Genomic DNA, 22,198 nt, shown 5'->3' with positions numbered 1-22,198 from the left:
CCAAAGAAAATGATTCAAAATATGGATAAATTCTATTTTTTATTCATTTATCATTGCTTTTTTTATAAATAATGCGGATAAATCTCATGTAACCTTTACACGCTGGTGTCAGATTGGGTACAATTAACTAATTACAAAGCTGATTAAGAGAGGTTCTATTATGATCAAACGCAAACTTAATTCACGCTTCGGCTTCTTTTTATTACTGACGCTTTTATTGTGGGTTAAAAATTTATTTGCCTATTTTGTTGATTTCGATTTGAGATTGGATAATGCGCTGCAAGTATTCATCCTCTTGATTAACCCAATAGCGACAACGATGCTCTTTTTGTCGATCTTTTTATTTATCAGAAGAACTAAAGCCGCCTATATCACCGGCTATCTCATCTATTTGTTATTGAGCTTGCTGCTGTTTGCGAACGTCGTTTATTATCAGGAATTTACGGATTTTCTTACGATTGATACGATCTTGGGGGCCGGGAAAGTCGCCAGCGGTCTTGGCGAGAGTGCGATTCGTTTATTTAAGCCCCATGATGTGTTGTATTTTCTAGATTGTATCGTTGTATTAGCCGTCTTACTCCTCAAAAAAATACCCTTAGATATCCGTCCTGTTCGAGCGAAGTTTGCTTTTTCGGTCACGATCGCTTCTTTATTGTTCCTATCTGGAAATATTATTTTGGCGGAAACGAGTCGGCCGGGACTATTAACGAGGACCTTCTCCAGAGATTATCTGGTGAAATATTTAGGGATCAATGCTTACACGGTTTATGATGGTGTCAAGACTTACCAAGTCTCGCAAATCCGCGCACAGGCAAGTCCCAATGATATGGAAGTACTGGCAGAAAAGCTGAAGCAGCATCCAAAAGAAAAGAATCCTGAAACCTTTGGCATTGCTAAGGATAAGAACATTATTTACGTTCATTTGGAAAGTGCCCATCAATTCTTGATCGATTACAAACTGAAGGATGAAAATGGCGTAGAACATGAAGTAATGCCTTTCGTAAATAGTCTGTATCACAGCAACAGTTCCTTCAGCTTCGATAATTTTTACCATCAAGTGAGCGCTGGAAAAACCAGTGACGCAGAAACGTTGTTGGAAAATTCACTGTTTGGACTGAATCAAGGCTCACTTTTCTCCCAACTAGGTGGGAAAAATACTTTTAACGCCGCACCTTCGATCCTTGATCAAAAATTGGGCTATACAACGGCCGCCTTCCACGGAAATGCCGGCAACTTTTGGAATCGAAACGAGACCTATAAAAAATTCGGCTACCAGCATTTCTTTGATGCCAGCTATTACAAATTAAATGATGCTAACTCGTTCCAATATGGCTTGCACGACAAACCCTTTTTCCAACAATCGGTGAAGTATTTGGAGCATTTGCAGCAGCCTTTTTATGCGAAGTTTCTGGCTGTTTCTAACCACTACCCGTTTTCTGAATTGCCCGAAGCGGAGAATGGTTTTCCTAAGGTAAATACCGGAGATTCTACGATCGACGGCTATTTCGCAACCGCAAACTATACGGATACCGCGATTAAGGAATTTTTCGATTATCTCAAAGCCAGCGGCCTCTACGAAAACTCGATGATTGTCTTATATGGGGATCACTATGGGATTTCTGATTCTCGAATCGAGGACACAAAGGAATTGTTTGGTAAGGAGGATTGGACGACTTTCGATACGATGCAGGCGCAAAAAGTTCCAATGATCATTCATATTCCCGGTCAAGAAAAGGGTGGGATCAATCATACTTATGGTGGACAGGTTGATGTACTGCCGACATTGTTAAACATGATCGGGTACGATTCGGACAATTTGATGCTGTTGGGACATGATATGCTGTCGCCGAATAAAGAGGAGTTGGTCGCCTTCCGCAACGGAAATTTCGTCACGAAAGATTATTCTTACCATAAAGGAGACATTTACGACAATCAAACAGGTGAACTGCTAAACTTTAGCCGCCCTGAAGTGCTTGAAGAAGCGAAAGAGCTTAAAAAGAAAGTCGATGAACAGCTTGCCGCTTCTGATCAAATCAATAATGGCGACTTGCTGCGATTCTATTATGACAGCGACCTGAGCCCAGTTAAAACCGAGCAGTTCAACTACAAAAATTCAGTGAAAACCTTGAATGGTATCGAGAAGCAACTGGGTGATCAATCAACTAGCGTCTTTTCCAAGAACGGTCAACGCTCGACGGAAGAGCTATACAAAACAAAATCGTATAAAGAATACGCGAATGAAACAGACAAATAAAAAAAGCGAAAACAGTGAGTGACAAACTGTTTTCGCTTTTTTTTTACGCTAATAATGTTTCTACAACCTGTAAGACTCCAGATTCATTATTGGATGGCGCCTGTTTTTTCGCTGTTGCTAAAACATCAGGACTGCACTCTTTCATGGCATAGCTGTGTTCCGTTAATGCCAGCATCTCCAAATCATTATTGGCATCGCCAAATGCGGCCAGCTCATTCGGCTCGATACCCCATTCTTCTAGTAAGCTCTTGATTGCTCGCCCCTTTGTTACTCCCGGAATAATGATATCGATACTGCCATGTCCGCTAGTAACTGCCGTAATTTCACCGGCAAATGCTTCGTTTAAATGTTCAGCGATCTCATAAGTCTTCTCCACTTCGACATCCAAAGCAAATTTCACGATTGGATCATCTGGCAGCTCCGCATAATCTGCTAATTCTTCAAGACGATAGCTATAAATCCGCGCAAATCTTTTGAAGTCTTCGCTGGCGCTTTCCAACATATAAGAGGATTTGATACCGCAAGTCACAAATTCCAAATCGTGAGCGCCCTCTACTAAGAACGTAATGATCTTTTCAGTGAGTTCTTTGGTAAAATGCCGCTCCTGCTGCAATCCTTGGTCGTTAAAAACCAAAGCCCCATTTTCCGAAATATAAGTGATTCCTTGATAGGAACTAAAGAATGAGCGCAGCTGGTAATACTGATTTCCACTAGCTACAATGAAACGAACCCCTTTTTCTTGCATCCGGCTAAAAAGTTGCTCGAATCGAGGACGGTCATAGTCATTTTGTTTATTTAGAAATGTTCCATCCATATCTACTGCCACTGCTTTGATCATGCGTTGCCTCCTTTGATAAGTTGGTGTAAAACATTTAATTGCAGCTCAAAATTTTGACGCGCTTTTTTATTTTCTGTATCCAATATGAACCCGCAGGATAAATTTAGTAATGCAGCCAGCATCAGAAAGCCGGCGGTGATCAACGTAGGCATCCGTTCCACCAAACCAGTTCGGAAATAGTCTAAGAAAACGGGAATTCCCAAAATGACTGCCAAGACGGTCAAAAATGCTGCCAAGGCACTGAAAAATAATAAGGGACGATAATCTTTGAACAATTGGAAAATCGTCTTGATTACACGCAGCCCGTCGGACACCGTATTCAATTTCGAATCGCTGCCTTCAGGTCGATCGCGATAATCGACCTCCACGTTTTTGATCACAAAGTTTTTATCCAACGCGTGAATGTTCATTTCCGTTTCGATCTCGAAGCCTTTACTTAAAACTGGCATGCTCTTGGCAAACAACGGGCTTAACGCACGATAGCCAGTCAAAATATCCTTGATATTGCCCTTGAAGAAATAATTGATCAGATTGCGTACGATGACATTGCCCGAATTATGGAAGGGACGTTTATTCTCCGAAAAATAAGTCGAAGACAAGCGATCGCCCGTCACCATATCCGCTCCGTTTTCCAAAACTTCACGACACAAATTACGCGCATCTTTAGCAGGATACGTATCATCGCCATCGACCAGCAGATAACATTCGGCATCGATCTCGCGAAACATCGTTCGTACCACGTTTCCCTTTCCTTGGCGGCTTTCCTTTTTAACCTTCACCCCCGCCGCTTTGGCGATCGCATAGGTGTCGTCAGTAGAATTATTGTCGTACACGTAAATCGTGCCTTCTGGTAATTCCTTCTTGAAATCATCGATCACTGCTTGAATGGTTTGCGCTTCGTTATAGCAAGGGATCAGTACTGCAATTTTATCCAATCGCTCTTTCCTCTTTTCTTTGATTTATTCGATACTTTTTAGGCGTTTGATTAAAGCGCTCTTTAAACAGCTTTCCGAAATAGCTGGCATTTTTAAAGCCGCATTCTTGCGCGATTCGGTCCACAGTCCAACTCGTGTTCAGCATCAGCGCGACAGCCATTGACATGCGGTAATCATTGATATACTCCATCGGTTTCTTTTGCGTAAAGCGGGCGAAAATGCGAAAGCACTCCGAGCGGCTGATTCCAGTATGCTGGCAAATCGTTTGAATCGTGACACGTTCCATGTAGTTCTGCTGAACATAATTCATCACGTCTTTGATTTCTTTTTCATATTTTTCCGAGCGCTTGCTTACCGGTTTTTTTTGCTGTTCCATCAGGTGAATGAACAGCTTTTCCCAAATCCGACTAAGCTTGGAAAGCACCCTTAGCTCATAGCCGATGCCTTCTTCAGTAGCTGCTAAATCTGTTAGCAGGCCATACATCTCTCGTCCCATCTCACTATTATGTTCGAATTTTTTCCCAAGGAAACCTTCTGCGCTTAACGCTTGAAAGTATTTTTGATAAATCGTTCCTGCACCGCCGGTTAATAAATCAGCCGAAAAAACGATCGTCAGCATCTCCGCCGAGTCCGCTTTTTCCCGCAGCGCCGCACCATGCAGACTATTGGAATAAACGATCATGGTATCTCCTTCATTTAAGACAAATCGCTGATCGGCCAAACGATAATCCAAGGTCCCATTCAACAGCACATTCATTTCGATCGTCTCATGCCAATGATAATTCAAAATCTGACCGACGGTTTTGTTAAAATCATCCTGCCAAATACCGAAGGGGAAGGCATTATCCGGGTATTCCATCAATTCCTTCAAGTTACTGTCTAAGTAAAGCTCTTTCGCTAACACCGAATCACATCCGAAACTATTTTTATAGTATTTATAAATATTATAGCCTACTATCATAAGAACTGAAACTATTTTTTTATAAATAGAAATTTCATTTACAAAAAAACACTTCCACGACTGTGAAAGTGATTATCTCTATTTGTCCGCGATGTTAAATCCGTTGAACAGATAAACTCCTAATACGGCGTTGAAAAGTGTGGCTGCGAACACACTAAAGCGTTCAGGAATGCCAAAGTATTCGATCGGCACAACATTGATACCAACCGCTCCAGCGATCATTAATACCAGCGCCAATCCGGCCCAAATCGCCAATGAAAAGAAGCTTTTTTCACGAATACCGCCAATTATGATCAAGACTAAAGAAATGATCGATAATAGAATGACTAGAACCGTCACTACCACATGCATCTGATCTTGAAATTCGCCCGCGTAACCACTATCCGTTAGCGGAAACATCTGGTATCCGACACCGCTGACCCAGTTCATCGCGGTAAAAAAGTAGATTCCGCTTCGCAGCAGTTTCGTTAATTTGCCTTGAACAAAAATGAAAACCAAAGTTATCGATACCAAGCCGCACCCATTATATAGCGCAGAAAGCTGTCCCCATAATACGCGCGAAGGGGCATTCGATGCACTCAAATCACTGACGGCCTGTGCCATCCAATCATATCCCGGATAGGCCAGCGGACTAAAAACAACTGCCGCCGTATACGAAAGAAAACTGACTACCCCTAACAATCCTAACCATTGAATCCTTGATCTTCCCATCGTTTCTCCCTTTTTAGCTAGCTTTTAGTTTTATTATACCGTTAATGAAACAAAAAAATCACTCCCGCTTTTGCGAAAGTGATTCGTTTTTAATAGACTTGGTATTCTTGCCCGGTTTGTTTGCCTTCCACGCTCTTAACGTAGGCCATCGCCACTCGCTCAGCGGGTACAGGTACAAACCCTTTAAAAGAATCTTGGTATTTGTCATAGGTCTCGACCAAAACATTGGGGCTGACGCAGTTGATGCGGATTCCGTGAGTGAAATCGATCGCCGCTGATTTTACGAAGGCTCTAACACCGCCATTTGCCATCGCCGCAGAAGCCCCGCCAGGAATCGGATCGTCCTTCATGATCCCTGTGGTCAAGGTGATGCTCCCATCACGTAATAAATAGTTTTGCCCGATCAGCGCCAAATTGATTTGGCCTAACAATTTGCTTTGTACCGCCACCATATTATCCTCTGGTGTCATTTCTTCTACTAATTGAAATTTTGCGGCTCCCGATGCATTAACGATCGCATCCACATGACCAACCTTTTTGAACATCGTTTCGATACTGTCCGTCGAAGTCAAATCTACTTGGACATCGCCGCTGGTTCTGCCCGCTAGAATAAGCTCATGATTCTCTTTTAATTTCTCAACGATCGCTTGACCGATCGTCCCTTTGCCGCCGACTACTAAAATACGCACAATCATTCACTCCTCGTTTTTTATAAACTAATTTTTTAATTCGTTTGTCATCCCAACGTTTTCCGCTAATAAAATTGAAATATGAAAACTTTGAGGCTGATATTTTACTGTTCTAAATATTCTTTGGTAGTTTTTGTCGTTACACCAAGATCACTCAATTTTTTATTCCAAATAGTTCGCATCGGCTTAATCACCGAATCATGAGCATCTTCGATCAATGTTACCGAGTAATTTTCTGCCAACGCCCCTTTACAAGTACTTTGCACACAAGCATTACTCATCAAACCGACGACGACAAAATCATCCAGCTTATGATCGGCAACCAACAGCTGAAAATCTGATGATTTGAATGTATTCATTTGAACCTTTGAAACCACCAAATCATTTGCTCCTCGCTGCAATTTAGAAGAAAGTTCCCCATATCCGACTTTCTTTATGAAGATGACCGGCAGTTTTTTCTGATGAAAATGTCCGATTAATTCATTCACATTTTCCAGCAGTTTTTCCTTCCCAATTAACGGTGCCAATGTTCCAGTTTGAATATCCACAACCAATAATGCTGTCTGTTTCACCTAACCCCAACCTTTCACTTTCCTTCTATCCCATTATAATGCAATCGCGAAAGGCTTTCAGCCAAAATTGAGATTAACTTATAAGGAAAGAGAAAAATTTGACTCTCGGAAAATCTGCGAAAAGTTGGACTGACAGCTAGCTCATACGATTGAATGCATTTTTCCAAAAAAACAGAAAAATGCTTTTGTTTTCGTACGCATACCATTTTGCTAAACCGCTTGCTCATTTTCTTACTAAAATCCTTATTTGTCACTCAAGATTAATATACTGCTAAAAGCAAAACTGGCAGCTAACTCATACGGTTGAATGCATTTTTCTAAAAAACAGAAAAATGCTTTTGTTTTCGTACGCATACCATTTTGCTAAACCGCTTGCTCATTTTCTTACTAAAATCCTTATTTGTCACTCAAGATTAATATACTGCTAAAAGCAAAACTGGCAAAAGAAAAGACCCGCCGGGGCGGGTCAAAAAAATTAATCTTCTTTTTCTTTGTCGATTTTTTTGTTGATTTTACCAGCAACATCGTCTGCTGTTTCTTTTGCTTTGTCTTTCGCTTTACCGAAGCCTTGTTGAATCTTCCCTTTTAATTCGGTTGATTCGTCATCTGTAACTTTTCCTTTTGCTTCGTTCACTTTACCTTTTAGTTCATCGTTGTTTGCCATAATAAACCCTCCTGTTTGATAAAATAATCGAAATTTGTTCCTAAAATTATTCTACCATCGGGAAAATTAGAAGGCGAAGAATTTGCTTATGAATTCAACAGTTGTTCCGCCTGTTGGATTTCGCGTTGGATTGTTTTGATTCGTTCCTCTTTTAAATCACTAGAAAACGTCAACTGTTCCAATCGTTCCAGTTCGATTTTAGCTGCCGCCAATTCAGCCTTTATCTCCAAAAGAACGCTTTCATTTATTTCCATTGTCTATTTCCTCCCAAGCATCACGTGCCGACCATCAACTGATTCTATGCTACACTGCTTTTGAGGTGAAGTAAATGCGAAATACTTGGTTGCAAGAACAATTAGCCACGATTTCAGATGAAAAGTATCAATTCGTTATAGGCGAAGCGGTAAAATACATTGAACAATTAGAAGATGACAACGAAAGTCTGCAAATCGCGCTGGAAGGCAATATTTGGAGCCCGAAGAAATGGAACGAAAAAGCAGAGAAGTAAGCCGAGGTTGACTGGCTGCTTCTCTGTTTTTTGTACTATAAGCTGTAATGAATGACCTTTTCATATTTTTTAAACAGCTCTTGATTCAATTGGTCGCCGCCATCAAGATTAGCTGAGTAGAAAATAGGCGGGTATTCAACCCCACGTTCAATTAATTTACGTGTGACTTCTACGACAATCGTGTTTAAAATCGTCGCTCCAACTACTGTAGAACTAGGTCCAACCTTCTGCTCAATCCCTTCGATAGAACAACAGGCATCTCCCGTGTCTCCGTGATTATCCAAAACAACATCCGCTAATTCAAATAACCGTTTTCCTGAAGAGTGCCGACTCGAAACCTGTTTTGAATAATGGACATTCGTTAATGCCACGATCTTTACACCCTTTTTGATAGCCGATAATGCCAGATCAATCGTTACGGGATTTCGCCCAGAAACAGAATGGAGAATCAGCACATCACCTTCCTTGAAGGGAATCGTTGAGGCTAATGTAGTCCCATAACCCTCCAAACGCTCCATTTTACTGGTAACCGTGATCGGTGATTGATCTAGCATCAGCTCACGACCAAAAATTGCATTGATCGTCATCATTCCGCCAGCACGATAGTACAGCTCTTCCGCCAAAATCCCCGCATGACTCGCTCCAAAAATATAAATTCCTTTTTCATTCAAATTAGCATCCGTCAGCAGCTCAATCGTCTGATTTATTGCCTCTGCTTCTTTTAACTCAACCTCTTTTAGTATTTCCTGAATACGATCAAAGTATTGAAACATTTAAAACCCTCCAAACAAACTGCCCACTAGTTTTCCGACCATTCCCCACAAGGAAAGATCATTTCCGCCAAAGATCAGTATCCAATTCTGAATTGTCGTACTAAACATTACCGCTGAAACACCGACTAGCAGAACCATCACTATCGATGCAGTAATTGTTCCAATAATCGCTCCGCGAAGTCCACCTTGTCCTTCTCCGATTACAGCAGCACCGCCACATTCGAAAAAGCTCGTGATGACCAATGGAACAATCAAAATACCGAAAAGATCAAAACTATTAACGATAATAACCATGATTGTTGACGTAACCATCGCGACGATAAAACCAATGATTACGGCATTTGGACGGTAATTAAATAGAATCGGCACATCGAATGCCGGTTTTGCCCCGGGCACGACTTTTTCAGCAATCCCTTGGAAGGCAGGAATAATTTGATTGATCAGCAGGCGAACCCCGTAAAGCATGATTAGTAAGCCGGCACCAAAGTTTAAACCTGCTTCAATCCCAAACATAACTAGGTTGCCGCCTTTGGGAATCAAGACAGGAGCAATAATCCCTACAACAAGATTCATCAAAAACATCACCAGTCCGCCAGTAATCGAAATTTCTCTGAAGAAGGATAGACTTTCCGGAACATTCAAGTCCTCTGTAGATTTTTCCTTATTACCCACTCTTTTAGCAACGAATCCGGAAATCAAAGACAATATTCCTGTCGGATGACCAATCAAGAAGGAATCGTCCCCGGTGGCATCCCAGACATATTTCCGCATAATCCACGGCATCACTGACCAATAAACGGCTGACAAGACCGCACTTACTACAATTAGCATGGTCCCCTTCATGCCTGCCTCTACTCCGCCAGCAACCAATACAAACGGGAACCACCAAAGCATATGACCGGTTAAGAAAATCGTCTTGATCGGTGTGAAACGCGCGATCAATAAATGCAGGATCAAGCCCAAGAACATCGCCAATCCTACTGTCCCGCCGTATTCAGCAGTAAAGGTCACGTCTGAAAGCCCTTCCGCTACTTTTACCCCTAACTGTGTTTGGACGGCCACATTAATTGGTGCGATCGTACCTACCAGCATGTTGACACCAGCAGTTAAAATAACCATCCCAAAAGCCGCAGTCATAGAACCTTTAATAATTTCAGAAATCGATTTTCGTTGGATGACTAGTCCAATCATAGCAATTAATCCTAATAGCACCGGCGGATTTTTTAGAATGTGATCTGTAATAAACCCCATTATCTTACCCCTCTCTTTCGTTTAAGTATTTTTCCATTTGCGCACGTACTTCAGCAACATCCATATATTTTTTAATCGGATAAACAGGTGATTTAACCGATGATTTTAGTTCCGTCAACAATTCATTGCTGGTGAAATATACATCGGCCGGTGTCGCCTTCGCCGTTGAGAGATCCGTATTTTCAACGGTGGCTTTCAAGCCTAATTCCTTCACCACTTTATCAATTGACATCTTCAATACCATCGAACTGCCTACACCAAATCCACAGACTGCTAAAATTTTCATCTTCCATTTCCTCCTTCAATAAACAACTCGGTTATTTCTGCTTTATTTCCGCTTAGAATTACCTGATATTTCTGGGTATCCATAAAGATTGTCATGATCTTCTGCAAGCTTTCTAAATGGCTTTGATTGTCTTTGGCCGCTAGAATTAAAAATATCTTCACGGGCTTGTTCATCATATCGACAGGCTCTTTCACTACCAGCAGACTCATACTTTGCTGAATAACCCCCTCCCCAGGCCGAGCGTGCATCAAAGCAAAATAATCGGCTATTACCATATACGGTCCGTGTTCCTTCACACTGTTAATCATGGATTGGATATATTCTTGAGTGATAAATCCCTGTTTTAGCAAAGGTTCACTGGCAAGTTTGACTGCTTGCTGCCAATTCTCAATTGTTTCCGCAACCTGAATTTGATCTTTTGGCAATATCGTATTTGTTAAAGTCATGTTTTAACCTCCATCATTTTTGATATGAATCCGTTTTTATCCTCAATCCCTTGCATGACCAATTCCATCACAGGTTCAACTTTTCGAACTTCCTCTTCCTTGATTATCAATAAGACGATAATGTCGACTTTTTGATTTCCCCAGTTGATGGGTTTGTCTAAAATCAAAATTGAAATCGTTGTTTTCTCAACAAATTCAGGTGAACCATGAGGAATCGCAAAGCCGTTATCTAAATAGGTCGATTGCAATCTTTCGCGTTCCCAAACAGATAATTTGAACTTTTCTTTTAGTTCCTCGTCAGAAAAGGCTTGCTGATCAATTAAGAAATTTAAGGCTTCCTGCTTCGTCGAAAAATTTTGAAATAAAATATTTTGTGCGATCAGATCTTTAGTCTCGCTGGCTATTTCCAATTTAGGCGGAGCATTTTGCTCTCGGGCAATGATCAAATCAATATAATGATTCATAATTCGTTTCATGTCTTTCGCTGTCACCATCGGACTGATTCGGACAACTGGTTTTTCAGTGATCGGTACAGGAACAGTGGAAATAATAAAATCAACATCCGAAAGGTCCATTTTCGTAAGTGTCGAGGTCGATACGGTTTCAATGCTATTCACATCAGGCAATATCCGGCGGATTTTCGCCGAAACAAACGAACTTGTTCCGATTCCATTTGGACAAACAAACAAAATTTTATGCATCTTTTTAATACGCTCCAAAGCAGCTTGAAAATGAATACTTACGAAACCCACCTCATCATCAGATAAAGCAATTTGGTACGGCTTACAAAAATCCGCTAGCGCAAACCAAACAACACCATATAGCGACGGATACGTTTGCTTAATTTCCTCAATCAGTGGATTGACTACTGATGATTGAGCCTCGAGCCGTAAAATCAATTGATACAGATGCACGACTAAATCTTCTTCCAAACGTCCGTCCTGCGTTAAATCCGTCTGCAGGCCCTCACTAACTTTTTGGATCAAAAAACGGACTTTCCCTCTAAAACTGAGGGGAATCGCATCATCCTTCATAAAGAAACGCAAGCCGCTTCCGACAATCAGATAGGTTAAATGCTGGATTTCTTCTTGGGAAAAATGATAAATGTTTTGTTCCTGCAGTTCGTTTAAAAGTCCATAAACTAAGGGATACTTGTCAAATTCTAAGAAGAACTTGCCGTATTGGTTGGTTCCTTCTAAGTGAATGTGATGATTTTCCTTAGCGCGTTGAATGATTAGTACAATAGAAACAATAATATTCTGAGTATAGCTTTCAGGTATCTCGATCTTTTTCTCATTCAGTGCTCGCGAGAATCCTTGGGCGACTTTTTTCATTAACGCCGCATCAATGAAATGTTCCGTCGATAATTCATTATTCAGCAGATTAAGTACAATTCGTTTTAATATTTTCTGGATTTGTGCTTCTGATCCTTTGAAATAGGTGCCCGAGTTGTCAAACGTTAACGCTAAATCCTCCTTCGAAAACACATCCTTAATATAGGAAATATCATTGGCGATGCTGCTTCGAGAAACATAATAATCTTCTGATAATTGCTGATAACTTAGATGCTCCTGATTAAGCAAACGTTTGATAATCAAATACTTCCGTTGTTTACTATCTACATATTCGTTATTCATTATCATCCTCACCTTCATCCTTAATGTAGCACGCCTCCAAAATGGCAAGTAGACCAAAAAATAGTCCCGTAAAATAAAAAAACACTGAACACTACTTTTCGTTCATTGCCCGAGGTTTGTGTAACTTAAAATATAACATGTCCTGCCATACAAAAAAGACCCTCTAGCAAGAGGATCTTTCATCTAAATATCGAACAGTGCGCATTAAGCGTTCCGCACCATCAATGATTTTTTCTTTTGGTGCTCCGAGATTGAAGCGCAGATAATCGGCGCCTTCTGGTCCATAGGTCGCGCCTTTCATGATGGCGACTTTTTCTTGTTTGACCAAAACCGTCTGCAATTCTTCCATGCTATAAGGCAATTCTTTGACGTTGATCCAGCCGAGATAGGTCGCTTCTGGAATGGCAAAGTGAATGCGCGGATCATCAGCCAAAATCTTTTTCAATAGCTCAAAATTTTCGTCAATAGTCCGATTCAGCTCTTCCAGCCAATTTTTTTGATTGTTGTAGCAATCCATCGTTGCCAAGAGTGCCGGATATGGAATCGAGGATAGGCCGTCTCTTCCCTTCAAAATACTCAAAAATTGCTCGCGGAGTGCTGCTTCTGGAAACAGCGCGTAGGAACCGCCAAGTCCTGGTGAATTGAAGGTTTTCGATGCGGAGGATAATAAAACGACCGGCACCTCAATTTGATCAATAAAACGTAAAATCGGTAAATGCTGCTTTCCGGGACGGCGAACATCCATATGAATTTCATCGCTGATGAGCGCGACATGATAGGCGTTGCATAATGAAATCAGGCGCGTCAATTCCTCTTCGGTGAATACTCGGCCTGTTGGATTATGCGGGTTGCACAATAGGAAGATCGCTGGTTTTTCAGCAATGAATACTTTTTCCAGTGCTGGAAAATCGATCGTAAATTGTTCGTTCTGATTCGTTAGTGAAAAGCCTATCAGTTCTCGTTCATTTCCGCCGATGCAATTGAAAAAGGCATCGTAACAAGGTGTGAAGGTCACGATTTTATCGTTTTTTTGGCTTAGCAATTGAATGCAAACCGATAAGCTGTAAATTACACTCGATGAATAGACACACCACTCGGGATCAAGCTCACTGTCGAATTCCTGCTGGAACCAGCGGGTGATGCTGCGTTTGTAATCCAAATGATTCCAGCGAGTATAGCCGAAAAAGCCTCGTGCAACGGCTTCATCCAGTACCTCGATCGTGCCATCTGGAATCATAAAATCCGTATCTGAAATAGAAAACGGCAGCAGGTCCTTTTCGCCAAAACGATCCTGTACATAGTCCCATTGGGTCGAATAAGTTCCGTAACGAGACCGTTGTTCGTTAAAATTGCTCAAGATCGCAGCCTCCTTCATCTAATGAACGGATGACTGCCGACAGCAGCTTGATCGTCGCTTCGACATCGGAGATCGCCACAATCGAATTCCATGAATGACAGTAACGAACCGGCACGCAAAATACTAAGGTTGGTTTCCCCGCGTATAGCTGGACTGATCCAGCGTCCGTGCCGCCCCCGCCTAATAGATCATATTGCCAAGCGATTTGATTCTTTTCGGCGATTTCCTTGCAATAATCTAGTAATTTTAAATTGCCGAGAGCTGTTTTATCCGCCAAGACCAAACCGGGGCCGTTTCCTTGAATGCGGTTGGTAAATTCTGCCGCTTTTGGCGTATCTTTCCCATTGGCAACATCGATCACGATATTGATGTCCGCTTCGACTTGCGCCGCAGCGACTTTTGAGCCGCGGGTTCCGGCTTCTTCTTGGACCGTCCCAACACCGATAACTTCAATATTTTGGGTTTCGACTTGATTTTTGATTTGCGCCATGACGGTACAAGCCACCCGATCATCCAACGCTTTGCCGATGATTTTCTTTTGATTGAAGCTTTTCTTTGCCGCTGTATTCGGCAAAATCATATCGCCAACTTGCAAACCGGCCGCTTCTAATTCTGCTTTTGACTGAACACCAAAATCAATGTACATCTCACTGAGGGGTACGACTTCGGACATTTTATGGCTTGTTTTGGGCAGTGTCCCCACGAGTCCTTCCAAAACGGCGCCGTTTTTACGACAGGTCGCCCGTACTTGCTGACCTAAAACCACATGGCCCCACCAGCCGCCAATCGGATAAAAATAGACAAAGCCGTCCTCGGTTATCCGATGAACGAAAAAGCCGACCTCATCCATATGGGCGTACAGAGCGATTTTTTTCTTAGTAGTTTGCAGATCACCGAAATAAAGATTGCCAAATGCATCCTTCGTGACCGATCCTTGAATCGTTTCTTGCAGCGCCGCTTGAACCTGGGCCTCTTGTCCCGGTAATGCGTCTAGGTTAGATAATTCCATCAATAATTTAGCCGTTGCAGTCAATTGTCATCCACTCCTTATTAAACTGAGTCAAAATTTCGGCGTGCCCGGCGTCATTCACGACCACATCATCTTCGATTCGAATCCCAAAACCGGATGCTGGTAAATATACTCCCGGTTCAATCGTGAAGGTCATATTCCTTTCGATTGGCAACGCCTCATTTGGTGCCAATGCCGGATATTCGTGACAAGAAAGTCCGATACCGTGACCTAGATTGTGGCTGAAGAACTGCGCCAGATTGTCCTGCGCCAAAATTTGCCGTGCCGTTTGGTCGATCTCCCCGAGCGTTTTCCCTAAAGCCACTGTTTGAATCGCTGTTTTTTGGGCAGTCAAAACCTGCTGATAGGTTTGTTCGATTTCAGCGGATACTTCACCAAAACCGAAAGTCCGTGTGATATCTGAATAATAGCCTTGATAGATCGAACCAAAATCGATCATGATCAGCTCATTGGCTTCAATTTTTTTCTGACTAGCATGGGCATGAGGCAAGGCCGTGCGTGTTCCTGAAGCTACGATCGTTTCAAAAGCGGGGCCTTCACTACCCAGCTTTTTGCTGCGGTAATCAATTTCATTGGCCAATTCCAGCTCGCTCATTCCGCTGCGGATCATCGGCAAGATAATTTCCAACGTTTGATCTGCGATAGCGGCCGCTTGTTTAATTGCTTGAATTTCTTCTGATGTTTTGATCATCCGCAGGCTTTCGATTAAATTGGCCGTTTTGATTAATCGGCCGCCGACTTCTTCCAGCAATGATTGGAAGCCGGTAAATGTTTGATAGGAAATCGTGCCTGCTTCAAATCCTAGGGTCAATCCCTTCACGAAGGGCTGTAAAGTCGACAGCAGATTGCCGTCAACAGGAATCTCACAAATCTCAACTCCAGCAGTCTGCTGCTGCGCTTGTTGTGTATAGCGCCCATCTACAAAGAGACGCAAGTCGTTTTCTGTGACCAATAATAGTCCGTTAGAACCGGTAAATCCGCATAAGTAGCGACGATTGATTTTGTCCGTCACTAACAGTCCAGATAGCTGCTTTTCGCCTAATAGTTGTCGTAATTTTTCTATTCTCATCTGATTGCTCCTTATTTCTATGTCATTCGGGATCGACCAAAAAAGGACAGTCGCAACTGTCCTTTTTCTCGGCTAGAAATCAATATCTGTTAAATATTGTTCGTCGTCATCTGAAATGACAGAGTTCGCTTTTTCTGCTTCTAATAATGCTTCGCGTTCTAATTCTTGTTTTTCTAAAACTTTGAAGAATGGCAGATACAAGCCAAATGACAGGGCTACTTGTACTACTTGAACAATGATCGAGCGCCAGTCAAAGCCAGTCAAAAAGCCTTCCATGAAGACCGGAACATACGGCGGATCAAAGATTGGGAAGTTCAATAGACCTAGTTTCATGCAAATCATCGGCAGCATACCTACAAATGCCCCGCCGAAAATGAATGGGATCATCAACACCGGATTCAGAATGATCGGCACACCGAAGAGTACCGGCTCATTGATCCCAAATAGTGATGGCAGCAAGGCCACCGCCCCAACCTTTTTATAGCGCAAAGATTTACTGATCAGCATCGCCAAGACTAAACCGATCGTGACCCCTGATCCTGAGAAATTCGCAAAAGCAGATAACGTACCATTTGTAATTACGTGCTGCAACGGTTGACCAGCTTCGTGAGCCGCAATGTTCTCTGATAAATATTGCACCGCGATCGGTGAAAGAATCGGAGACAAGACCGCTGAGTGAATCCCGAAGAACCAGAAGACCAAACGTAATACTAAGACAAAATAGATCATCCATAGTGAATCAAGACTGCCGATCGCTGGTGCTAAGATGTTCATAATAACCTGCGGTAATAAGATCCCGCCAGATAAGCTGTCTGTCACTGCACGAATCACGATGAACAAGATCCCGATCGCCGCAGTCGGTGTAATCAATTCGAAGGAGCTGGAAACAAAATCTGGTACCCCTTCAGGCATTTTAATTACCAATTTGTGCTTCGTAAAGAACTGATAAATTTTTACCGAAATAATAGCTACGAAAATGGCGGTGAACAACCCTTTTGAATCCAGGTAAGAAGCAACGATATTGCCGTTTTTATCGACATCCATCGCCACGATTAAAAAAGCGATGGCAGAAAGCATCATGGAGCCGACGGTATAGAGCTTGTAATGCTCACTCAAGAAATACGAGATGGCTAAGACCGCGTACAAACCAACCAAACCTAACGAAACTTTAGAGATGATGCCAAAAATATAGCCATAATTCTCAAACCAGTTCGCCACAGCCTGCGTTTTGATGAACTCGGGAATCGATGGGAAGATCGCCGCGATCGAACCCAACAATAGCACCGGTGTCATCACGACCATCCCTTTTTTAATGGCCGTTAAGTAAGGATTGCTGTCAACTTTGTTGGCAATTGGAACCAATGTTTTACGAATGAATGCTTCGACTTTATCAAAGGCACTCTGTTTCTTTGGATTTTCCATTTTTTTCTCTCCTGACTATTGATTTTTGATTGCTTGATTTTTACGATAAGCGACTAAGGCTTGTTTCATCACGGTAGCGCCATCCATTGATCCATAAATATCAGAAGTCAATAAAACTGTTGGCTTGTCGGCCTTTTCTGCTTCGCCTTTGATGAAATCATATTTGTGGCTCAATTGCGGTCCGACTAAGATCACATCATAATCATCAATGTAGCGTTCCAATTTATCGACACCGATCGCTTCCATTGGATAATCCTTTTCATCCAAATTTTTTGATTCTTTCACGACTTTCTTCATTGACTCCATCATCATAGTCGTTGAAAAACCTCCGGCACAAACTAGCAGTGTTTTCATGTGTATATCCCCCTAAATATTTTTTATTTTAGTGCAAAGCCTTTGCTTCGCTTTGTTCCCTTAACATACCGATCATTTCTTCAATCAAATCACGCGCCAAGATGCTGGTCATCAAATGATCCTGCGCATGGACCATCAACAGGCTGGTTTCAGTTTTCTCCCCGTTGATTTCGCCAGTGATCAATTTAGATTGCACGTCGTGTGCGTCGATGCTTTTTTCTTTGGCTTCTTGCATTTTTGCATCCGCCTCTTCGAATTTTCCTTTACGCGCCAGTCGCAAAGCCTCAAAAGCAGAGCCTCGTGAATCTCCTGCCGCGGAAATAATTTTAAAAATATCCATCTCTTGATCGTTCATTCTTTTTATCCTTCTTTCATTAAACTTTTCATATAAGACGTAAAGTCTTGGAAATTCTTGATTTTCGTTAATTGCAGCTCCAGCATCGGATCATCCATCATTTTGATCATCAGCCGGCTGATTTCTTTGTGGAGATTTAAATGGTCTTTTTTAATGTTGATCAGAAAGACGATTTTTACTTGCTTGTCGCGATACATCAGCGGTTTTTTCAGCAAGATCACATCAATGACTTCCTTGACCGCCATTTGTTCCATCGGGTGAGGTCCTGCGACCCCCTGCTGATAGATCGTATCGATCATCCGCTCTCTATTTAAAACACTTTGCTTAAAGCCCTGTTCGACCCAGCCTTGCTTTTCTAAGCGAGCGCCTTCATTTTCTAAGACCTGCAAATAATTATCTGCCTGTTCCTCGATCTGGAACCACTCCGGCTCAAACAGACTGAGAATAAACTGATTCACATCATGAACTTTGTTTTGCGATTCTCGCAGCAAATTCAAGTCTTTCTCGATTTTGCTGATTTCCGCTTGGCTCAAAATCGTTTTCGTAAAAATAATCGGAAGCTCGAAATTGGCCTGCTCCAATGGAACCGTTGAGATCAATAAATCAAAGCTTGAATCAATCTGATCCATCTCATTTAAAGCGAAGGTTTCGACCTCGGCATTGCTGAAAAGACGTTCCAAGTTAACCTTCAGCAAGTACGCCGCACCGCCGCCGGTTGAACAGATCACCGCTATTTTCTGATAATCATCAATCACTTGATTGGATTGCTTTTCCAAACTGGCCGCGAAGTAAATCGCCACATAACCGATCTCGTCTTTGCTGATATCCGCATCCAAATCCTTATTCAGTTCATTGATGAATACCATTGCCACATTGAAAACATTGGCGTATTGTGTATAAATATCTTCAATGATCGGATTTTCCAGCTGATGTCCGGTATAGAGCCGTTGAAGTAATGGCGCGACATGCATCAATAGCGCGTTCGCCAAATCCTGATCTTGCCGGAAGCTCGTATGGTAACGTCGATCAACCAGTTCCAGCGCTTTTTGAATCGCCGAAGCCAATTGTCTGTTACTCGCGGCATCATCGAGAACCGTGAATTTCCCCCGCAGCTGCTCTTCTAAATAATTTTTCTCCGCGTGAGAAAAGGTTAACTGATAGGTCGCTTCTAAATAGCCAACCAACGCCTCCGTCAAACGGTCATAGCCGTCAACGATGTTGGTCTCTTCAACCTCTTCCTTGCTCAATGTATTGTTCTGCAAGATTCGAAAACTTAGTAATCGAATATGCTGGACGATATTCTCAAAGACGATGTCGCTGATTTTTAATTGGTTCATTTTCAGCTGTTCCTGTAAGAATTGCCGTAAAGCCTGTTCATCAAAAACAAAATTGAATTCTTTATACTTTTCCGTCAGTACCGGTGTATGAATCGTGTTGCGAACCAAATATAAAATCGCCCGCCGCTTTTTACTTTCTGTGCCGAGAATTTTCAAGCCGTAATGAGCTTTACTGAAAAGCGAAAGCTCGTAATTCTCGCAAAACTGTTCGACTTGTTTGATATCCGCTTTGACTGTCGACAAACTGACATCCAGCCATTCCGCGATTTGCTGCATGGTGATGTACTCATCATTGAACAGCAGCAGCAGTTCGATATTTTTGACGCGTTCTTGCGGACTTGAATTGTCTACCTGTTCTTGCTGCTTTGACTGTGACAAGTAGTTTCGGAACTTGGCCTTATCCAGAATCTTCAACTGATAGCCCGCCGAACGTACGCGTTCGATCGTGAAGCCTTCTGTCGAACCGATTTCCTTCAGCCATTTGATGTCATTGGCAAGTGTCCGCTCCGAAATTTGAACGGCAGCGGCTAATGCCTTGGGAGCAATCGCTTGCTTCTTCGCATATAAGTATTCAACAATTTTTTCTTGTCTCATAACTACCTCCCGCTTACAAATAAACTATACAATGTAAGCCCTTTACTTAAAATGGCAACTTTTTCAAATTAAAAATGCAAAAAACGCCTGAATCAATGGTGCACTCACTATTAAAGCACAGCCGGCGGTCATTTCAGCATTTATTTTTCTAAAGTGTTCAAAATATTTTGGAGCGACAGTCATTCAACTGCTAAAGCAAAAAAAATAAGCCCTTCTTATGAAGAAGGACTCAAACTTTTAACACTTAATATACGAATATCCCCGCTCTTGCAGCGCAACTAAGCCAATCACGCCAGATTCGATGATTTCGACTTGCTCATGCATTTGCTTCGAACGAACGTGAAAATTGCGCATTGATTGGTGACAAGCTTGATATGTGATGTTGCGGTATTCCTTCATGAACTTGATCACTCGCGGCAGCAGGTACCCTTGGATCGCTTCGCCATTCATCAATAGCACAATGTCTGCCTCCGGCTCCGTCAATAACACGTATTCAATGTTATGACGAGCCTCTCTAATCATTCCCAACTCATCGACATGGAAAACTACTTTCATTAAAAACGCCTCCTTTGATTCAATTAATGGGTAAAGCCATAATTTTTTATTTCCGTCTCCTTATGAAAAACTAAGTGACTATTTTCCAACTCTTTGATTGCCGCCTTCAAATCCTCAATAAAGTCATGGGCCATATTCATGCCAAAATCACTTCGTACTACGATCCGCTGAATGATCTGATGGTCCAAATTTTTGGGCAGCGGATAGGAAGGAACTTGCCAGCCCTTCATTAACAAGCGATCCGACAGGTCATAAAGCGTCCATTTGCGCTCACTGTCAGCGGCTAATTTATAGCAGACCAACGGCAGCTGGCTGCCATCATTGATCAGTTCAAAATGACGAGACTGCTCAATTTCTTTGGCTAAATAAACCGCCGCATCGTGTGTCCGCTGATGAATACTCTGATACCCGTCAAAGCCAAAACGCACAAAATTATAATACTGACCGATCATCTGGGAAGCACTGTGGGAAAAATTGATTGCCATCGTCGGCATTTCACCGCCGAGATAGCTGACTTTAAAGACGAGCTCTTCCGGCAAATATTTTTCATCACGCCAAACGATCCAGCCGACACCGGGATACACTAAGCCATATTTATGACCGGATGTATTGATCGAGATGACATTTTTCAATTGAAAGTCCCACTCTAATTCTGGTTCGACAAACGGCGCATACAGCCCGCCAGAGGCCGCGTCCACGTGAATATAGACTTTGTGCTCGGTTTGCTGATTGTGTGCTTCGACTAATTGATCCAATTTTTTGATGTCATCGTATTGTCCGGTATACGTAATCCCCAAGATTCCAACGATTCCGATCGTATAGTCATCCACCGCTTCCATGGCCTTTTCCACATCTAACGACAAGTGATCCTCCGTCATCGGAATTTCCCGCAGCTCAATATCCCAATATACGCAAAATTTCTCCCAACAAACTTGATAGCCCGAAGAAATAATCAAATTCGGCTTCTTCGCTTGGGTATTCATACCTGAGGCCTCTGCCCGTTTGCGCCAAGCAAATTTCATCGCCATTCCGCCCAGCATACAGGCTTCGGAGGAACCGATCGTTGACGTTCCGATATATTTTTCTGGTCCGCGCGCATGCCAGAGATCTGCAATGATATTCACGCAGCGATTCTCCATTTCGGCTGTGCGAGGATACTCAGATTTATCGATCATATTTTTGTCCAGCGTCTCACTCATCAGCTTGACCGCTTCCGGCTCCATAAATGTCTGACAGAACGTCGCTAGATTCAAACGCGAATTTCCCTCATCTAATAGATCGTCCTTGATCATCTGATAGGCGATTCGCGGTTCGATCGATTTTTCACCTAAATGGTACGAAGGTAATGTTTCATCTTCATTCTTTGATCCAAAAATTGGTTCCAAATAACTTGCCTCACGCCGATTTTTCTTTCCATAAAGCATCCGACACATCTCCTCTGTTTTTGAAAATGCCCTTGTTTATCCAATTGAACAAAAAAATTCCTTCTACTTTAAGAGTAGCTGAAAGCGCTAAAAAACACAAAAGAATTCCTTCCGTTTATCCCTTAGATGAAGCAGTTTTTTCGAATTAACTCAAAATAATTCAGTTATTTCGAAAA

24 protein-coding genes are annotated in these 22,198 nt (G+C 42.2%); 2 read left to right on the top strand and 22 right to left on the bottom strand.

Translation table 11 applies throughout. The features are described from left to right. The first annotated feature begins 160 nt into the window (after window positions 1-160). Window positions 161-2,254: an LTA synthase family protein gene (locus I585_RS10190; RefSeq protein ID WP_010741684.1), complete on the top strand. Its 2,094-nt coding sequence runs from the start codon at window positions 161-163 to the stop codon at window positions 2,252-2,254. A 43-nt stretch (window positions 2,255-2,297) separates the two neighbouring features. Here I585_RS10190 and I585_RS10185 read toward each other — a convergent pair whose 3' ends face one another. The 8 genes from I585_RS10185 to I585_RS23375 all read right to left on the bottom strand — a co-directional run bounded on the left by I585_RS10185 (window position 2,298) and on the right by I585_RS23375 (window position 7,878). After that, window positions 2,298-3,092, bottom strand: a complete 795-nt coding sequence (locus tag I585_RS10185; protein ID WP_010741683.1) for a Cof-type HAD-IIB family hydrolase — start codon at window positions 3,090-3,092, stop codon at window positions 2,298-2,300. Next, complete coding sequence (locus I585_RS10180; RefSeq protein WP_010741682.1) at window positions 3,089-4,027, bottom strand: glycosyltransferase family 2 protein; 939 nt, start codon at window positions 4,025-4,027, stop codon at window positions 3,089-3,091. The genes I585_RS10185 and I585_RS10180 overlap by 4 nt, the downstream gene beginning before the upstream one ends. After that, entirely contained in the window at window positions 4,020-4,931 is a 912-nt protein-coding gene (locus I585_RS10175) for an AraC family transcriptional regulator (RefSeq protein ID WP_034708897.1), read from the bottom strand. Before I585_RS10175 ends, I585_RS10180 begins: the two co-directional genes overlap by 8 nt. A 135-nt stretch (window positions 4,932-5,066) precedes the next feature. Next, window positions 5,067-5,699 carry a DUF998 domain-containing protein gene (locus I585_RS22885; RefSeq protein ID WP_010741680.1) on the bottom strand — a complete coding sequence of 211 codons (633 nt, stop codon included), beginning with the start codon at window positions 5,697-5,699 and terminating at the stop codon, window positions 5,067-5,069. Window positions 5,700-5,788: 89 nt separating this feature from the next. Then, window positions 5,789-6,388: a short chain dehydrogenase gene (locus tag I585_RS10160; protein ID WP_034708893.1), complete on the bottom strand. Its 600-nt coding sequence runs from the start codon at window positions 6,386-6,388 to the stop codon at window positions 5,789-5,791. A 104-nt stretch (window positions 6,389-6,492) separates the two neighbouring features. Continuing rightward, a complete protein-coding gene (locus I585_RS10155) occupies window positions 6,493-6,960 on the bottom strand; it encodes a cysteine hydrolase family protein (RefSeq protein WP_010741678.1) in 468 nt (155 codons plus the stop codon). Between the two features lie 475 nt (window positions 6,961-7,435). After that, window positions 7,436-7,624 (bottom strand): CsbD family protein, encoded by a 189-nt coding sequence (locus I585_RS10150; protein WP_010741677.1) that lies wholly within the window; start codon window positions 7,622-7,624, stop codon window positions 7,436-7,438. Window positions 7,625-7,710: 86 nt separating this feature from the next. Continuing rightward, entirely contained in the window at window positions 7,711-7,878 is a 168-nt protein-coding gene (locus tag I585_RS23375) for a hypothetical protein (protein ID WP_010741676.1), read from the bottom strand. Window positions 7,879-7,952: 74 nt separating this feature from the next. Here I585_RS23375 and I585_RS10145 point away from each other — a divergent pair, with 74 nt between their 5' ends. Beyond that, entirely contained in the window at window positions 7,953-8,132 is a 180-nt protein-coding gene (locus I585_RS10145; protein WP_010741675.1) for a hypothetical protein, read from the top strand. Window positions 8,133-8,167: 35 nt separating this feature from the next. Here I585_RS10145 and I585_RS10140 read toward each other — a convergent pair whose 3' ends face one another. The 14 genes from I585_RS10140 to gad all read right to left on the bottom strand — a co-directional run bounded on the left by I585_RS10140 (window position 8,168) and on the right by gad (window position 22,022). Continuing rightward, on the bottom strand, window positions 8,168-8,905 hold the full coding sequence (locus I585_RS10140; protein ID WP_010741674.1) for a sugar isomerase domain-containing protein: 738 nt from the start codon (window positions 8,903-8,905) through the stop codon (window positions 8,168-8,170). Beyond that, on the bottom strand, window positions 8,906-10,156 hold the full coding sequence (locus I585_RS10135) for a PTS ascorbate transporter subunit IIC (RefSeq protein ID WP_010741673.1): 1,251 nt from the start codon (window positions 10,154-10,156) through the stop codon (window positions 8,906-8,908). It lies immediately after the preceding gene. Window positions 10,157-10,160: 4 nt separating this feature from the next. Next, the gene (locus I585_RS10130; RefSeq protein WP_010741672.1) at window positions 10,161-10,442 is read right to left on the bottom strand and encodes a PTS sugar transporter subunit IIB; all 282 of its coding nucleotides are present in this window, start codon (window positions 10,440-10,442) and stop codon (window positions 10,161-10,163) included. After that, a complete protein-coding gene (locus tag I585_RS10125) occupies window positions 10,439-10,888 on the bottom strand; it encodes a PTS sugar transporter subunit IIA (RefSeq protein WP_010741671.1) in 450 nt (149 codons plus the stop codon). Before I585_RS10125 ends, I585_RS10130 begins: the two co-directional genes overlap by 4 nt. Further along, window positions 10,885-12,525 (bottom strand): BglG family transcription antiterminator, encoded by a 1,641-nt coding sequence (locus I585_RS10120; protein WP_010741670.1) that lies wholly within the window; start codon window positions 12,523-12,525, stop codon window positions 10,885-10,887. The genes I585_RS10125 and I585_RS10120 overlap by 4 nt, the downstream gene beginning before the upstream one ends. Window positions 12,526-12,688: 163 nt before the next feature. Then, window positions 12,689-13,882 carry a MalY/PatB family protein gene (locus I585_RS10115; RefSeq protein WP_010741669.1) on the bottom strand — a complete coding sequence of 398 codons (1,194 nt, stop codon included), beginning with the start codon at window positions 13,880-13,882 and terminating at the stop codon, window positions 12,689-12,691. Continuing rightward, window positions 13,869-14,915: a M42 family metallopeptidase gene (locus tag I585_RS10110; protein WP_010741668.1), complete on the bottom strand. Its 1,047-nt coding sequence runs from the start codon at window positions 14,913-14,915 to the stop codon at window positions 13,869-13,871. The genes I585_RS10115 and I585_RS10110 overlap by 14 nt, the downstream gene beginning before the upstream one ends. After that, complete coding sequence (locus tag I585_RS10105; protein ID WP_010741667.1) at window positions 14,899-15,981, bottom strand: M24 family metallopeptidase; 1,083 nt, start codon at window positions 15,979-15,981, stop codon at window positions 14,899-14,901. Before I585_RS10105 ends, I585_RS10110 begins: the two co-directional genes overlap by 17 nt. Before the next feature lie 72 nt (window positions 15,982-16,053). Next, window positions 16,054-17,403 carry a PTS sugar transporter subunit IIC gene (locus tag I585_RS10100; protein ID WP_010741666.1) on the bottom strand — a complete coding sequence of 450 codons (1,350 nt, stop codon included), beginning with the start codon at window positions 17,401-17,403 and terminating at the stop codon, window positions 16,054-16,056. 15 nt (window positions 17,404-17,418) lie between these two features. Continuing rightward, window positions 17,419-17,757, bottom strand: a complete 339-nt coding sequence (locus I585_RS10095) for a PTS sugar transporter subunit IIB (protein WP_010741665.1) — start codon at window positions 17,755-17,757, stop codon at window positions 17,419-17,421. Window positions 17,758-17,785: 28 nt separating this feature from the next. Then, window positions 17,786-18,112: a PTS lactose/cellobiose transporter subunit IIA gene (locus I585_RS10090; RefSeq protein WP_010741664.1), complete on the bottom strand. Its 327-nt coding sequence runs from the start codon at window positions 18,110-18,112 to the stop codon at window positions 17,786-17,788. A gap of 5 nt (window positions 18,113-18,117) precedes the next feature. Continuing rightward, complete coding sequence (locus I585_RS10085; protein ID WP_010741663.1) at window positions 18,118-20,043, bottom strand: BglG family transcription antiterminator; 1,926 nt, start codon at window positions 20,041-20,043, stop codon at window positions 18,118-18,120. A 237-nt stretch (window positions 20,044-20,280) separates the two neighbouring features. Then, the gene (locus I585_RS10080; RefSeq protein ID WP_010741662.1) at window positions 20,281-20,598 is read right to left on the bottom strand and encodes a DsrE family protein; all 318 of its coding nucleotides are present in this window, start codon (window positions 20,596-20,598) and stop codon (window positions 20,281-20,283) included. 23 nt (window positions 20,599-20,621) lie between these two features. Further along, on the bottom strand, window positions 20,622-22,022 hold the full coding sequence (gad, locus tag I585_RS10075; protein ID WP_010741661.1) for a glutamate decarboxylase: 1,401 nt from the start codon (window positions 22,020-22,022) through the stop codon (window positions 20,622-20,624). Between the last annotated feature and the right edge of the window lie 176 nt (window positions 22,023-22,198).

Source organism: Enterococcus malodoratus ATCC 43197, assembly GCF_000407185.1.
Classification (GTDB): domain Bacteria; phylum Bacillota; class Bacilli; order Lactobacillales; family Enterococcaceae; genus Enterococcus_A; species Enterococcus_A malodoratus.
The sequence above is the reverse complement of the archived record's forward strand: the minus strand, read 5'-3'. Positions and strand labels throughout refer to the sequence as shown.

Excerpts from the sequence above, each read along its gene's own strand:
- I585_RS10130 (WP_010741672.1), bottom strand. The coding sequence starts at position 10,442 with ATGAAAATTTTAGCAGTCTGTGGATTTGGTGTAGGCAGTTCGATGGTA.
- I585_RS22885 (WP_010741680.1), bottom strand. The coding sequence starts at position 5,699 with ATGGGAAGATCAAGGATTCAATGGTTAGGATTGTTAGGGGTAGTCAGT.
- I585_RS10090 (WP_010741664.1), bottom strand. The coding sequence starts at position 18,112 with ATGAACGATCAAGAGATGGATATTTTTAAAATTATTTCCGCGGCAGGA.
- gad (WP_010741661.1), bottom strand. The coding sequence starts at position 22,022 with ATGCTTTATGGAAAGAAAAATCGGCGTGAGGCAAGTTATTTGGAACCA.
- I585_RS10145 (WP_010741675.1), top strand. The coding sequence starts at position 7,953 with ATGCGAAATACTTGGTTGCAAGAACAATTAGCCACGATTTCAGATGAA.
- I585_RS10100 (WP_010741666.1), bottom strand. The coding sequence starts at position 17,403 with ATGGAAAATCCAAAGAAACAGAGTGCCTTTGATAAAGTCGAAGCATTC.
- I585_RS10105 (WP_010741667.1), bottom strand. The coding sequence starts at position 15,981 with ATGAGAATAGAAAAATTACGACAACTATTAGGCGAAAAGCAGCTATCT.
- I585_RS10125 (WP_010741671.1), bottom strand. The coding sequence starts at position 10,888 with ATGACTTTAACAAATACGATATTGCCAAAAGATCAAATTCAGGTTGCG.
- I585_RS10140 (WP_010741674.1), bottom strand. The coding sequence starts at position 8,905 with ATGTTTCAATACTTTGATCGTATTCAGGAAATACTAAAAGAGGTTGAG.
- I585_RS23375 (WP_010741676.1), bottom strand. The coding sequence starts at position 7,878 with ATGGAAATAAATGAAAGCGTTCTTTTGGAGATAAAGGCTGAATTGGCG.
- I585_RS10080 (WP_010741662.1), bottom strand. The coding sequence starts at position 20,598 with ATGAAAGTAGTTTTCCATGTCGATGAGTTGGGAATGATTAGAGAGGCT.
- I585_RS10150 (WP_010741677.1), bottom strand. The coding sequence starts at position 7,624 with ATGGCAAACAACGATGAACTAAAAGGTAAAGTGAACGAAGCAAAAGGA.
- I585_RS10095 (WP_010741665.1), bottom strand. The coding sequence starts at position 17,757 with ATGAAAACACTGCTAGTTTGTGCCGGAGGTTTTTCAACGACTATGATG.
- I585_RS10085 (WP_010741663.1), bottom strand. The coding sequence starts at position 20,043 with ATGAGACAAGAAAAAATTGTTGAATACTTATATGCGAAGAAGCAAGCG.
- I585_RS10120 (WP_010741670.1), bottom strand. The coding sequence starts at position 12,525 with ATGAATAACGAATATGTAGATAGTAAACAACGGAAGTATTTGATTATC.
- I585_RS10190 (WP_010741684.1), top strand. The coding sequence starts at position 161 with ATGATCAAACGCAAACTTAATTCACGCTTCGGCTTCTTTTTATTACTG.
- I585_RS10185 (WP_010741683.1), bottom strand. The coding sequence starts at position 3,092 with ATGATCAAAGCAGTGGCAGTAGATATGGATGGAACATTTCTAAATAAA.
- I585_RS10135 (WP_010741673.1), bottom strand. The coding sequence starts at position 10,156 with ATGGGGTTTATTACAGATCACATTCTAAAAAATCCGCCGGTGCTATTA.